This window comes from Cryptosporangium minutisporangium (genome assembly GCF_039536245.1).
Classification (GTDB): domain Bacteria; phylum Actinomycetota; class Actinomycetes; order Mycobacteriales; family Cryptosporangiaceae; genus Cryptosporangium; species Cryptosporangium minutisporangium.
The window spans coordinates 467,970-481,439 of sequence record NZ_BAAAYN010000023.1 but is presented as its reverse complement, the minus strand read 5'-3'; the positions used below and the strand labels follow the sequence as shown (position 1 = coordinate 481,439).

9 protein-coding genes and 1 pseudogene are annotated in these 13,470 nt (G+C 71.5%); 2 read left to right on the top strand and 8 right to left on the bottom strand.

The window, feature by feature from the left end; genetic code table 11:
• Window positions 1-8: 8 nt before the first annotated feature.
• The 6 genes from ABEB28_RS18890 to ABEB28_RS18865 form a co-directional block, all read right to left on the bottom strand.
• Entirely contained in the window at window positions 9-1,670 is a 1,662-nt protein-coding gene (locus ABEB28_RS18890; protein WP_345729441.1) for an allophanate hydrolase, read from the bottom strand.
• Window positions 1,667-5,254, bottom strand: coding sequence for an urea carboxylase (uca, locus tag ABEB28_RS18885; RefSeq protein WP_345729440.1), 3,588 nt, complete (start codon window positions 5,252-5,254; stop codon window positions 1,667-1,669). Before uca ends, ABEB28_RS18890 begins: the two co-directional genes overlap by 4 nt.
• A complete protein-coding gene (locus ABEB28_RS18880; RefSeq protein WP_345729477.1) occupies window positions 5,251-5,910 on the bottom strand; it encodes an urea amidolyase associated protein UAAP2 in 660 nt (219 codons plus the stop codon). The genes uca and ABEB28_RS18880 overlap by 4 nt, the downstream gene beginning before the upstream one ends.
• A 2-nt stretch (window positions 5,911-5,912) precedes the next feature.
• The gene (locus ABEB28_RS18875) at window positions 5,913-6,758 is read right to left on the bottom strand and encodes an urea amidolyase associated protein UAAP1 (RefSeq protein ID WP_345729439.1); all 846 of its coding nucleotides are present in this window, start codon (window positions 6,756-6,758) and stop codon (window positions 5,913-5,915) included.
• The gene (locus ABEB28_RS18870; RefSeq protein WP_345729438.1) at window positions 6,755-8,338 is read right to left on the bottom strand and encodes an APC family permease; all 1,584 of its coding nucleotides are present in this window, start codon (window positions 8,336-8,338) and stop codon (window positions 6,755-6,757) included. The genes ABEB28_RS18875 and ABEB28_RS18870 overlap by 4 nt, the downstream gene beginning before the upstream one ends.
• 173 nt (window positions 8,339-8,511) lie before the next feature.
• Window positions 8,512-9,525, bottom strand: a complete 1,014-nt coding sequence (locus tag ABEB28_RS18865; RefSeq protein WP_345729437.1) for a helix-turn-helix transcriptional regulator — start codon at window positions 9,523-9,525, stop codon at window positions 8,512-8,514.
• 62 nt (window positions 9,526-9,587) lie between these two features.
• On the opposite strand from ABEB28_RS18865, the gene ABEB28_RS18860 reads away from it, so the two are divergent.
• A complete protein-coding gene (locus ABEB28_RS18860; protein WP_345729436.1) occupies window positions 9,588-11,060 on the top strand; it encodes an MFS transporter in 1,473 nt (490 codons plus the stop codon).
• A 23-nt stretch (window positions 11,061-11,083) separates the two neighbouring features.
• Window positions 11,084-11,572 (top strand): annotated as a pseudogene (locus ABEB28_RS18855) (P-loop NTPase family protein); the annotation flags it as partial.
• Between the two features lie 46 nt (window positions 11,573-11,618).
• Here ABEB28_RS18855 and ABEB28_RS18850 read toward each other — a convergent pair.
• Together ABEB28_RS18850 and ABEB28_RS18845 are read right to left on the bottom strand one after the other, a co-directional pair.
• Window positions 11,619-12,470 (bottom strand): SDR family NAD(P)-dependent oxidoreductase, encoded by an 852-nt coding sequence (locus ABEB28_RS18850; RefSeq protein WP_345729435.1) that lies wholly within the window; start codon window positions 12,468-12,470, stop codon window positions 11,619-11,621.
• Between the two features lie 101 nt (window positions 12,471-12,571).
• The gene (locus ABEB28_RS18845; RefSeq protein WP_345729434.1) at window positions 12,572-13,441 is read right to left on the bottom strand and encodes a hypothetical protein; all 870 of its coding nucleotides are present in this window, start codon (window positions 13,439-13,441) and stop codon (window positions 12,572-12,574) included.
• Window positions 13,442-13,470 lie beyond the last annotated feature (29 nt).

The window sequence follows — 13,470 nt, the reverse complement described above, 5'->3', positions numbered from 1 at the left end:
CGCCGCCGTCACTGGGTGGCGGTCGCGAGGTAGTCGCGCCACCCGCCGAGGTGGCTGATGTCGGGCGCATTCTGCAGCGCCGCGGGTTCGGCGACGAAGCCGCTGACCGAGGATCCGTCGGCGAGGACGACCGTGCCGATCGCCAGCGGCGCCGGAACCGCCGCGACGAACGCTCCGAATCCGCTCGCTGGCAGCCGCCACAGCTCACCCTTGATGCTGCTCCCGCCGCTGCCGACCCGAACCAGGCCGGGCTTGGGCGGTTCGGTGGCCAGCGCGTGCAGCGCGTACGCCGGGGCGGTGTTGGTCGACGCGACGAAGGTCCCGCCGGCGGTGACCAGCTCGACGTTGAGGGGCTGACCGGCGAGGTGGGCGCCGACGACGAAAACGTCGATGCCGGGGTTGGCGAACCGGCCGGCGAGCTCGGCCAACGCGCGGTCGCTGAACGCGGGACCGGTGAGCATCACGCCGAACGGCAACCCGTCGACGAAGCCCGCAGGGACGGCCAGTGACGCCATGTCCAGGAGATTGGCGTAGTTCGTGTAGCGACCCATGCGCGCGTTGGCGCCGATCGGATCCGCGGCGACGTCGGCCAGTGTCGGGTGCCCGGTCGTCGTCGGCGTGAGAAGGCCGACGCAGCCCGCGAGCGCGGCCCGGCCGGCACTGCCGAGCGCGGCCAGCCGTGCGGTGTCGTCGGCCCAGTCGGCAGCCGTCTTGTCCTTTCCGCCGAGAACGATGCCCGCGACGATCGGGTCCAGGTCGGTCCCGATCAACTCCGGATGTTTCTCGAGGTGCGCGCCCACCGCGGCGTAGCGCTCGGCGACGAACGCGCCACCGTAGAGCAGAGCCGCCGCTTCGAGCAGCGGTGCGATGTCGACCTCGACGATCTCGGCGCCGACGCTCGCGAAGCGCCGGACGGCCGCCGCGAAAGCGTCCTTCCACCCTGGCGCGAGCCCGTCGAGGTGCTCGGCCGCGGGTACGGCGAGGCGCGGGCGGGCCGGTGCCGCGGCCGTAGGCTGCGCGACGCGCGACAGCGGGTCGGCGGGGTCGACTCCCTCCATCAGCTCGGCCACGGCACGGCCCAGCGCGAGGTCGCGCGCGAAGACCGTGACGCAGTCGAGGCTGTAACAGGCGGGAACCACGCCGGTGACCGGGACGAGTCCCTTGGTGGGCTTGATCCCGACGATGCCGTTTAGGGCTGCGGGGACGCGTCCGGAGCCGGCGGTGTCGGTGCCGAGGGCGAAGTCGACCAGGCCGAGCGCCACGGCGACCCCGGAGCCGGACGACGATCCGCCGGAGATCCGCGCCGGGTCCCACGCGTTGCGTACCGCGCCGTAAGGGCTGCGGGTGCCGACCAGACCGGTGGCGAACTGGTCGAGGTTCGTCTTGCCGACGACGAGGGCGCCGGCGTCGCGGAGCCGCCGGACCGCGGTCGCATCGGCGGCCGGCCAGTAGGCGTAGGACGCGGACGCGGCGGTGGTCGGCAGGCCGGCGACGTCGATGTTGTCCTTGACCGCGAACACCAGACCGGCCAGCGGGAGTTCGGGGTCGACCGAGGCGGCTTCGCGGAGCACCTCGTCGCGGTCGCGTACCGAGATCCACACCTCGGGCCGGTCGGCGGCCTCGATCCGGTCGAACGCGGCCGCGACCCGCTCGGCGACGGTGCCGTTCACGACCGCACCGCCGCGACGATCTGGCCGGGCGCCACCTGCTCCCCGGAGCGGACGTACAGCTCGACGAGGGTGCCGGTGATTGGTGCGGTCACGGTCATCTCCATCTTCATCGCCTCCAAGGACATGATCGTGTCGCCGGCCGCGACGCTATCGCCCGGAGAGGCGGCCAACTGCCACACCGTCGCCGGGAAGGACGCGATGACAGCGGTCGCGTCCGTCGGCACGGTGACGGCATCGGCCGCGACGGGGTCGGGATCGTCGCGCCGGTCGAACTCGCCCGAGGCGCGCCAGCGTTCCTTCTCGGCCTCGAAGGCGGCCGACTGGCGGGTCCGGAACTCCGCGATCGAGTCCGCGTTCTCAGTCAGGAACGCCTGGTAGTCGGCGAGGGAGAACGTGCCGTCGGCCGTCGCGAAGTTCCCCCGGCCGGCGTCGGTCTCGGCGCGCAACTCCAGCAGTTCGTCCGCGGTGACGGGGTACCACTCGATGCGGTCGAAGAATCGCAGCGCCCACGGGTTCCCGCCGAAGAGCCCTCCTCGGCGGAACCGGTTCCAGATCTGCACGGTGCGGCCGACGAACTGGTAGCCGCCGGGGCCCTCCATGCCGTAGATGCAGAGGTAGGCGCCGCCGATGCCGACGGAGTTCTCGGCCGTCCAGGTCCGGGCCGGGTTGTACTTGGTGGTGACCAGGCGGTGCCGCGGATCCAGCGGCGTGGCGACGGGCGCGCCCAGGTAGACGTCGCCGAGTCCGAGCACGAGGTAGCTGGCGTCGAAGACCGTGCGGTAGACGTCGTCGGCGGTGTCCAGGCCATTGATCCGGCGGATGAACTCGATGTTCCACGGGCACCAGGGAGCGTCGTCGCGAACGCCGGCCACGTACCGCTCGATGGCCAGCCGCGTGGCGGGATCATCCCAGCTCAACGGGAGCCGGACTGTGCGGGAGGGCACGACCAGCTCGTGCGTCGGGGGCACCTCCGCCTCGAGGTCCTGCAGCAGGCCTGCGATGTCCCGGGCCTTGAGCTTGCGCGCGTCGGTGTGGATCTGCAGCGAGCGGATGCCGGGGGTGACGTCGACGATGCCGTCCGGCGCGTGCCGGGCGAGCGTCTCCTGCAGCGCGTGCACCCGCATACGCAGGGCCAGATCGAGCGCCATCGGCCCGTACTCGACGAGCACGTTGTCGTCGCCGTCGCGTCGGTAGGTCACCGACGGCCGGTCGTCGCCGGGCCCGATCCGCGCCAGAACTCCGTCGTCGCCGTCCCCGCCGGACGAGAGCAAGGCCGGTGCGCTGCGCGCGTCGACGAGCGTGGCGGCGTCGACCTCCTTGACGGGCACGAACCGGACGCTGTCGCCGGGCCGCAACTGTCCGAGTTTCCAGAGTTCGCCGCTGGCCACGACCGCGGGGCAGACGAAACCGCCGAGCGAGGGCCCGTCCGGGCCCAGGATGATCGGCGTGTCCCCGGTGAAGTCCAGCGCGCCGATCGCGTACGGGGTGTCGTGGATGTTGGACGGGTGCAGGCCCGCCTCGCCGCCGTCCGGCCTGGCCCAGGTCGGTTTCGGACCGATCAGCCGGATGCCGGTGCGAGCGGAGTTGTGGTGCACCTCGTAGGCCGTGGCGTACAGCGTGTCGATGTCGTCGCGGGTGAAGAACTCCGGTGCCGCGTGCGGACCCTCGGTGACGCCGATCTGCCAGGTGGACGTGAGGAACGGGCGTCGGTCGGCCGGCGTCGGTCCGGGTACCCGGCCCAGTGCGGCGTTGTCGGCGGAGTCCGGCGAACCTGGCCGCAGGACGTCGCCGGCGAGCAGCGCCCGGCCCCCGTGGCCGCCGAAGGCGCCGAGCGTGAACGTCGAGGCGCTGCCGAGGTAGGTGGGGACGTCGATGCCGCCGCGGACGGCGACGTAGCTTCGTAGGCCGGGGCCGTTCGCGGTGCCCAGAGTGAGGGTGCCGCCCGCCGGCACGTCGATCGCGGTCCAGAGCTCGACCTCCGCGCCGTCGAGGGTGACCGGAAGGTCCGAACCGGTGACGCTGACGACCGACGGCGTGGAGAACCGGAGCGTGAGGCCTCCCGCGGTGACCTCGAGCGCGGGCGCCTCCGCGGGGTTGCCGACCGCGAGGTTCGCCTCGGCGAACGAGACCGGGTCGAACGGACCGCTCGGCGGGACGCCGACGTGCCAGTACCCCAGGCGTCCGGGGAGATCCTGGACGGTGGTGAGGGGGCCGGGCGCCAGCACGTCGATCCGCGGGTCGGGATCGGTGGTGTGCGTCAGCGTGCTGGTCGAGTGGATGGCGGCGCGCAAGTCGACCTCGTCGGTGAGCGCGCGCAGCAACCCCAGGTTGGTGACGATCCCGTCGACGCGGGTGGCGTCCAGCGCCTCGCCGAGCAGGTCGAGGGCGTCATCGCGGGTGTCGCCGACCGCAATGACCTTGGCGAGCATGGGGTCGTAGAACGGCGACACGTCCAGGCCGGTCTCGACGTAGCCGTCCACCCGCACGCCGGGCAGGGCAGGGAACACCGCCCGGGTGACCAGGCCCGAGGACGGCAGCGAGTCCTTCGCGGGATCCTCGGCGTAGACCCGTGCCTCGACGGCGAAGCCGCGGGGCGTCCAGGGCCGCGTGAAAACGTCCTCGTCCACCACCCCGTCGCGGGCCAGGAGAAGCATCAACGCGACTAGGTCGACGCCGAAGACCTCCTCGGTGACCGGGTGCTCGACCTGCAGCCGGGTGTTGACCTCGAGGAACGAGGCTTCCTCGCGAACCGGGTCGTAGACGAACTCGACGGTGCCCGCGCTGCGGTAGTCGACGGTGGCCAACAGGTCGCGTGCCGCGGTGTGCAGTGACGCGCGGACGTGCGCGGGCAGGGCAGGTGCGGGCGCCTCTTCGATGACCTTCTGGTTGCGCCGTTGGAGCGAGCAGTCCCGGTCCCCGAGGATCGCGATGCGCCCGTGGCCGTCGCCGAAGACCTGGACCTCGACGTGGCGCGCCGGCCGGACGAGTCGCTCGAGGAAGACGCCGGCGGAGCCGAAGTTGGCCGCGGCGAGCGCGGCGACCCGTGCGTATGCGTCCCGGACGTCATCCACTGTGGCGCACGCCTGCATGCCGATGCCACCGCCTCCGCCGGTGGCCTTCAGCATGACCGGGAGCCCGATCGCCTCCGCGGCGGCTGCCGCCTCGTCGGCGGAGGAAAGCAGGCCGGTACCCGCGAGCAGCGGGACGCCGGCGGCCTCGGCCAGTGCCCGCGCCGTGTGCTTCGTGCCGAACGCGGTGATCTGGTCCGGGGCCGGGCCGGCGAACCGGATCCCGGCCGCCTCCACCGCGTGCGCGAAGTCGACGTTCTCCGAGAGGAATCCGTATCCCGGGTGGATGATGTCGGCGTTCGTCTTCCGGGCAGCCTCGAGGATCACGTCGTGGCGCAGGTAGGACTCGCGCGCCGGTGCCGGGCCGAGGTGGACCGCGGCGTCGGCCTCCCGGACGTGCGGCGCCGCGCGATCGGCGTCGGAGAAGACCGCCACGGACCGCATGCCGAGTTCGCGGGCCGTCCGAATGATCCGGCGGGCGATCTCGCCGCGGTTGGCGACCAGGACGGTGTTCACGGCTCCACCACGATCATCCGCAGCGGCGTCGGATCGAAGTCGTTGCACGGGTTGTTCATCTGCGGGCAGTTGGAGACGAGCACGAGCACGTCCATCTCGGCGCGCACGGCGACGCGCTTGCCGGGCGCGGACATGCCGTCGACGATGCCGAGGGCGCCGTCCGCCTCGACCGGAACGTTCATGAACCAGTTGAGGTTCGACACCAGGTCGCGGGCGTCGAGACCGCGCCGGGACCCCTCGGCGAGGAAGTTCTCCCGGCAGCCGTGCTGGTATCCGACGTGGTGGCCGTACCGCAGTGTGTTGGACTCCTTGCCGCAGGCGCCGCCGATCGTGTCCTGGCGGTCGATCTCGTTGGCCACGACGGTCATCAGTGGACGGCCTTCGTTGCTGCGCAGCACGGTGCCGGTGCGCACGTAGGCGTTGCCCTGCCAGGCGACGGTGTCCGGGACGCTGTAGCGCTCGGCGAAGTCGTGCGCGTTGTAGATCAGGCAGTCGGCGGACTGATTCCCGCCGACGTCGACGATCGTCAGCACCTGCCCCCGCGTCACGACGCCCGACCAGGGCGCGTTCGGGGCGATCCGGTCGTCGAGCACGACGGTGCCCGGGACGAGCGGTGCACTCCAGTCGAAGGGGGAATCCGGTGCGGCGGTTTCCACGGTCACAGGCCTCGTGCCTCCGCGTAGTCGATCGAGTTGAGGTACGCGCGGTTCCGCTCGGGCGTGGCGGTGAACCGCTCGTCGCCCGGGCCGGTGGCCGGGCCGCGCCACGCGTGCACGCGTAGCGGACCGACGACGTACTCCGGGCGGGGGTCGAGCGGGTGGGCGACGTTCGCGAGCAGCACCAGCAGCGGCAGCTCGGCCACCAGCTCGACCGAGGTGCCGGGCCCGGCCGAGCCGAGCCACGTAAAGCTGCCGTCGGCCCCCACCCGGACGCCCTGGAAGAACGAGACGCTCGGCGGCAGGTCCCGCCGGCTCAGGCCGTGCTTGGCCGCGGCCTTGACGAACAGGCTCCGCCCGGCCGGGGACGGTCCCTCCGGGCGGGCGTCGCCGTACTTGCGGTCGTTCCACGCCTCGGTGGTCGTGCCGCAGAACGCGTCGTGGTGCGCCGAGGTATCGGCCACGATCGTGGCGAGCACCCGTCCCTCGCCCGACAGCAACGGGTGTCCGGCGCCGAGGTAGGCCTGCCACGGGATCTTCAGGGTGTCGGCCACGTTGAGCCGTTCGACGGGTTCGAGCGCGTTGTGGACGACGAGGTGCGCGCACGCGTCGCCGGTCGGGTCGTCGAGGCGCAGGCGGGTTCCCCTGGCGAGGACCTTGTGGGTGTAGCCGCCCGGCGCCACGGTCTCGGCCCACACCAGGTCGGCCGGGTCCACGCCGGCCGGCGCGAACGGGCTGCCGGACGCCGGCAGGTAGGGCATCCACTCGCTGGTCAGACCGGTTTGCGCGCGGGCGTCGGCGCGGGCGTTGCGGACGCTGTCGGTCAGGTGCTCGCCGCGGGTCGTCACGCGTCCGCCCCCTCGGTGGCGACGTGCGTGTGCGGAACGTGGACCAGGTCGATGCGGGTGTGCAGTCGCCGGTAGCCGAAGTAGCCGGCGCCGATGGCTACGGTCAGGCCGACCAGCAACAGCGCGCTGTACTGGAGCGCCCAGTTCCCGTTCGTCGAGAGGTCGTAGATCTCCGGCCGGGGCCACATCAGGTTGACCACCATGATCGCGCCATAGACGACGGCGAGGACGTTGACGGCGATGCCGAATCGGCCCATCGAGAACAGCGGCGCGCCGTCCTCGTCGTGCCCGGCCGGGAAGTGGTCGGTCGCGCGGTGCTTGATCCGCACGACGAGCAGCGGCAGCGTGACGCCCAGGTAGGCGATGTAGAGCATGGCGATGCAGATGCTGGACAGGGCCGTGAAGATCGTCGTCGAGTTGATGTTGACCGCGAGGGCCAGCGCGGCGCCGACACCGACCACGATCGAGGTGACGACCGGCGTGCCGGTGCGCGGCGAGACTCTCCCGAGCGCGGAGGAGAAGGGGAACGCGCGCTCCCGGGACATCGAGTAGATCATCCGCGCGCCGGACGTCTGGACCGCGAGCGTGCAGGCGAAGACCGCGACCGCGACGCAGCACAGCATCAGCCGGCCCAGTACGTCGCCGAGGCGCTCGGTGATGACCCACGAGAGGCCGAACGTCGACAGGTTGCCGTCGGTCAGGCTCGGTGCCGCCATCAGCGCACCCAGGATGAGCAGGGCGCCGCCGATACCCGAGATGACCAGGGCGCGGATGATCGTCTTGGGCGTCGTCTTGCGAGGGGCGTAGGTCTCCTCGGCGAGCTCCCCGGCGGAGTCGAAGCCCACCATCACGTATGCGGCCATGAGCGAGGACGCCAGCCAGGCGAAGAAGTAGTGGCCGGTGCCCTCCCAGCCGGTGTTGTGCAGCACCACGGACGGGCCGCGCTCGGAGAGCGCGAACAGCACGCCGATGAGCACGACGACGCCGACGATCTCGATGGCGACGCCGACGCTCGTCGTCGCGGCCATCTGGCGGATGCCGACGATGTTCACCAGGGTGGTGAAGACGAGCACGATGATGCCGAGGATGACGGCGTTCTTCGCGCCGGTCGGCGACAGAATCGACGGGTCGGCGCCGGAGCCGCCCACGAGTTGGAAACCCGACCAGATGGCGGGCAGCACGGCTTGCATGGCGATCGCGGCCACCGCCACCGTCAAGATCTGGCCGATGACCATTATCCAGCCGGTGAACCAGCCCCAGGTCGTGCCGGCCAGGCGGCTGGACCACTGGAAGATCGCGCCCGACACCGGCCAGCGGCCGGCGAGCTCGGCGAAGCAGAAGGCGACGCAGAGCTGGCCGGCGAAGACCACCGGCCAGGTCCAGAAGAACGACGCGCCCCCGAGGAGGAAGCCCAGCCCGAACAGCTGGAACACGGTCGTGAGGATCGAAACGAACGAGAAGCCGGCGGCGAAGGAAGCGAAGGTCCCCACCCCGCGGTGCAACTCCTGCTTGTAGCCGATGGGACCGCGGACCGTGCTGTGTTCCGTCCCCAAGATGGGCGCGGACTCGGCTGCGCTCATGACTCCACCCTCCAGAGCGGCCAGGTTTACCTGTCAATCGATAGGTAATGGCGTAGAGGGTGGTGTCCATGTGTTCCGGAAGCGGTCCCGGCGGGTTAAATCCTGATGACCTGAGTGGCCGCGTCGGGGCTGCGGGCAAACGGCCTCAGTGCGCGTCGGTTCGGCCAGGCGATTCAGCCGGAGAGGTTGGTCGGCTGGGAGGCTGTGGCTCGTAGTCGCTGACCGATCCGCCCCAACGCGGCCACGAGTTCCGGTGGCTCGACATCGCTCAGGCCCGTGTCGAACGTGATGAAGAGGCCGGCGACCCCGGTCCAGGACCAACCGCAGAGGGTGAGCCGACTGTGGTGGGGGTCGAGCGGTTGAACGACGGAGCCGCCGGGTGCCCAGCGGGCGACGACGCCGGCGGGTAGCTCGAGGGTCGCTGACCCGACGCACTGCCAGGGACCGGGAGTGTCGCCGCGGTCGGGATTCTGCACGACGAGTCGGGTGAGGTCGTCGTCGGTGAGGGGGTGGGGCGTGAAGGCCACGCCGGCGGGGGAGCGGTGGTGGATCCGGTCGACGCGGTAGGTGTGCCAGGTCCGGTGCCGGTGCTCGCGGGCGATGAGGTACCAACGGCCGGCCCAGACGACCAGGTGGTGGGGCTCGACCTCTCGGGGTGGGCGGAAGCCGGGCTGACCGGGCGCGGGGATCGCGCCGGTCGGGTCGCGGTAGTCGAAGCGTAGGACGCGGCTGGTGCGGATCGCGGCGCCGACGGTCTGCAGGGTGGCGATGTCGATGGGTGGGGCCGAGAACTCCCAGTAGTTGCGCAGGCTGGTCACCTCGAAGGCTTCGCTCGCGGCTCGCAGCCGGGTGGGCATGACCTGACGCAGCGTGGTCAGCGCGCGGGTGACGGCGTCGTCGATTCCGGTGACGGTCGCCGGCGCGGTCTGCAGAGCCAAGGCGATGGCGATGGCCTGGTCGTCGTCGAGGACGAGCGGGGGGAGCTTTCCTCCACGCCCGAGCCGGTACCCGCCGCCGGGGCCCTTGGCGGCGTCGACGGGGTAGCCGAGCTCCCGCAGCGTGTCGACGTCGCGCCGCAAGGTGCGAGCCGACACGTCGAGCCGCTCGGCGAGCTCGGCTCCGGGCCACTCCACCCGCGCCTCGAGTAGGGACAGCAGACGCAAGATCCGTGCGGAGGTGTCGGCCACGAGTTCCACCGTCGCAGAAATGGCGGCCATTCCGTGGCCGCTATCGATGTCACGGTGCGGTCATGACGCAGATTTCCTCACCTCCCGCTTCGTCTGATCAGTCCGCGCCGGTCGCGGGCCGACGCGCGTCGCTGGCGCTGCTCGTCGTGCTGTTCGCCTCGTTCATGGACCTGCTCGACGTCACGATCGTCACCGTCGCCGCCCCCGACATCGCCACCGATCTGCACGCCACGCAAGCGCAGTTGCAGTGGACGCTCGCGGCCTACACCCTGGCCCTGGGATCGGGCCTGATCATCGGCGGACGGATCGGGGACGACTACGGCCGCCGCAAGGTGTTCCTCGTCTCCCTGGCGTGCTTCGCGGTCGCGTCCGCGGCGTGCGCTCTCGCCCCGTCGGCCGAGGCGTTGATCGCGGTCCGGGTGGTGCAGGGCCTGGCGGGCGGGTTCATGGTCCCGCAGGTGTTCGGGATCATCCGGTCCTCGTTCGAGCCGGCCGCGATGGCCAAGGCGTTCGGCGCGTTCGGCGCCGTGCAAGGCTTGGCCGCGGTCGCCGGGCCACTGCTCGGCGGCGCGCTCGTCGACGCCGACCTGTGGGGCCTGGGCTGGCGCACGATCTTCTGGATCAACGTCCCCGTCGCCGCCGTCGCCCTGCTGCTGGGAGCGCGGGTGCTGCCGGAGTCCACCGCACCGGTGCGGGCACGCCTGGACTTCACCGGTGCGGTCCTCGCCGCAGCCGCGGTCGTGCTGGTCCTGCTGCCGCTGGTGCAGGGCCGGGACTGGGGCTGGCCGTGGTGGGGGTGGGCCCTCCTCGCGGCCGGGGTGGTCCTGCTCGCCGTCTTCGTGGCTCACGAGCGGCGCGTCACGTCGCGCGGCGGGCAACCGGTCCTGGAGCCCGCGCTGCTGGCCGTGCGCCCGTTCACCGCCGGCCTCGCGGCGTCGGTGCTGTTCTTCGGGGCACTGGCCGCGTTCTTCCTGGTCCTGTCGATCTACCTGCAAGCCGGTACCGGACGTTCGGCCTGGGACACCGGCCTGGTGCTCCTGCCGTACGCGCTCGGGTCGATGATCACCTCCGGGGCCGGAGTCGCCCTCGCGGGCAAGGCCGGCCGCGCCCTGCTCGTCACCGGGTCCCTCATCCTGGCCGCATCGCAGGGCCTGCTGTGGCTCCTCGTCCGCGACGGCGGCACTCCGGGCTACTGGTCCCTGGCCGGGGTCATGCTCCTCGGCGGACTCGGGCTGGGGCTGGGCGCTCCGATCCTGGTCAACGTCGTCCTCGCCGGCGTCCCCGATCGGCACGCCGGCGCCGCAGGCGGGGTGCTGTCCACCGTCAACCAGATCGGCGGAGCCGTCGGCGTCGCCGTCTTGGGAACCGTCTTCTTCAACGCCCTCGTCCCCACCGACAGCTCGACGGCGGGGGACACCGCCGTGGTGTTCGGGCACGCCCTCGCGCAGGTTCTGCCCTGGCAGGTCGCCGCCTACCTCCTGGCCGCAGCCGTGATGCTCGCGCTTCCCAAGACCGCCGCCACCCACCAGCACTGACCAGCGTCCACGAGGAGCTCACGATGGCTCAAGACCACATCAGGGTGCGTGGCGCCCGTACGAACAACCTGCGCGGCGCGGACGTCGACATCCCCAAACGCCGGCTGACTGTGCTCAGCGGGGTGTCCGGGTCGGGGAAGTCGTCGCTGGCGTTCGACACGGTCGCCGCGGAGTCCCAGCGGCTGCTCAACGCGACCTACCCGGCGTTCGTGCAGAACCTCCTGCCGCACCTTCCCCGCCCCGACGTCGACACCCTCGAAGGGCTGTCCGCGTCGATCGTCGTGGACCAGGCGCCGATGGGCGCCAACCCGCGCTCCACCGTAGGCACCGCCACCGACGCGTGGTCCCTGCTGCGCCAGCTCTACGCCACTCACGGCAGCCCACCCGTTCCCGGACCGCATGCCCTGTCGTTCAACGCCGCCGCCGGAATGTGTCCCGACTGCGAGGGCACCGGGCGGCACGCCGCCCTCGACGTCGACGCCGTCATCGATCGGAGCCGGTCGTTGAACGAGGCCGGGCGGACGCCTTCGTCCTGACCGGCCACGCCACACCCGGGCTTCAACGTGTCACGGGCGGTCTGAGCAGTTCCTCGGTGGTTGCCCAGAGCCGCGTGCCGAGATCGGCATCGCGCGCTTGCGCCGACGTCGAGGCGTCTGGCTTGAGCTTGTTGAAGTACTGGCCGTTGACCGTGCGGGGGTCCGTGTCGGCGGCGAGATGGACCAGTGGGCGGGCGCCTTCGTCGTTGTCGATCGTGAAGAGACGTCGCCCGAGCGCGGTGTTGTACACGAGTCCGGCGGGGCCGGTCGCGCCGCGACCGAAGTCGGAGGCTACGGCGCCTGGGTGGAACGCGACCGACGTGATGCCGGTCTGTTCTGCGTGTCGTGCGATCTCACGGCTGAAGAGCAGGTCGGCGAGTTTCGCCGCGCCGTACGCGGCGCCGGCGGAGTAGCGGCGCTCCCGGAATTCGAGGTCGTCGAGTCGGATCTTCCCGGCCCGGTGCGCGACGCTGCTGGTGACGATCGTGTGGGCCCGGGATTCGGCCAGCCTGTCGTGGAGGAGGGACTGCAGGAGGAACGGCGCGAGGTAGTTGGTCTGAAGGGTTGTCTCGTGGCCATCCGTGGTGTCCGAGCGCACCGGCACCATGCCGCCGGCGTTGTGGACGAGGACGTCGATGCGCGGACAGCGGTCGAGGATTCGCTCGGCCAGTGCCCGGACGTCGGCGAACCGAGCGAAGTCGGCGGTCAGTACCTCCAAGCCGAGCTCTTCGGACAGCGCGGCGGCCCGCTGGGGTGAACGTCCGGTCGGGACGACCGTCGCGCCCCGCTGCGTCAGGGTGTGCGCCGCGGACGCTCCGATTCCTGACGTGGCGCCGGTGATCACGATCGTCTTGCCGGTGAGGTCACCGGTCATGGTCAACGCCTCCGAGGCTTGAGTGCATTCGAACGCCACCGTATTCGGGCCCGGGGGGTCAGGCGTGCGAGCCGTAGGTGAACGCGTCGTGTCGCCTCGCATCAGCCGACGCCGGACGGCTCCGGCTCCGGCGTCAACGCCTTCGCCGAGGTCAGCCGGTGCATGGGCAGGAGCAGCAGGACCAGTGCGACGGCCGCGGGATACAGCGCGGGCACTGCTCTGGGCTCGCCGGTCAGACCGCGCCAGAACGGCTCCTGGACGTAGTTGTGCGCGGTGGTGACCCCGTCCGGCAGCATCCGGTAGAGCGTCCAGGCCAGGCCCGGGACCAGCAGGACGACCGTGGTGCCGAGGAGCACGAGAAGGGCACCGCGCCACAGCAGGTGTCCGCGCGTGCGACGGGCCCCCCATCTCACCAGTGCCAGCCCGAGTGCGGCACCGGCGAGCGCGCCGCCGAGCCCGGCGGCCTTCACCAGCGGTGTCTGCTCCCGGAGCACCTTGGCCGTGAGGCCGCCGCCGCCCTCGCCCGCACTGGACCAGTACTCGTCGATCACGAACACCCGCAGATGGCCCTTCCTCGCCACGAAGTACGTCTCGGTCGAGCGGTACCTCGACTCCACGACGACGTGCGTGTGGTCGGCCTCCTCGACGATCTCCCAGCCAGCCGCCCTCATCCGGTCCCGGATCGGATCGATCGACCGGTTCGGGTCCGGCGCGCTGGTGCCGTACCTCACGATCGGCACCAGCGTCCCGGTGTCGGCGATGTCGTCGCGTACCGGGTCGGCGCCTGCGAACGGTGCCGCGTCGTCGGGGCTCACCAGCCGCCCGAGCTCGGTGAGCTCCGCGGCCGTCGGCAGTGGGCTCGCGGCCTCCCAAGCACGCCAGGACGCCAGCGCGCCACCGATCACGGCGAGGATCGTCGCGACGAGGACTCCCAGGACGATGGGGAACTGACCGGGCCAGGTGGACGTCATCGGCAGATATTACGACCGCCACCTGGATG

Bases quoted from the DNA above. Each gene is read 5' to 3' on its own strand.
- ABEB28_RS18870 (WP_345729438.1), bottom strand. From the start codon at position 8,338: ATGAGCGCAGCCGAGTCCGCGCCCATCTTGGGGACGGAACACAGCACG.
- ABEB28_RS18860 (WP_345729436.1), top strand. From the start codon at position 9,588: ATGACGCAGATTTCCTCACCTCCCGCTTCGTCTGATCAGTCCGCGCCG.
- ABEB28_RS18850 (WP_345729435.1), bottom strand. From the start codon at position 12,470: ATGACCGGTGACCTCACCGGCAAGACGATCGTGATCACCGGCGCCACG.
- ABEB28_RS18845 (WP_345729434.1), bottom strand. From the start codon at position 13,441: ATGACGTCCACCTGGCCCGGTCAGTTCCCCATCGTCCTGGGAGTCCTC.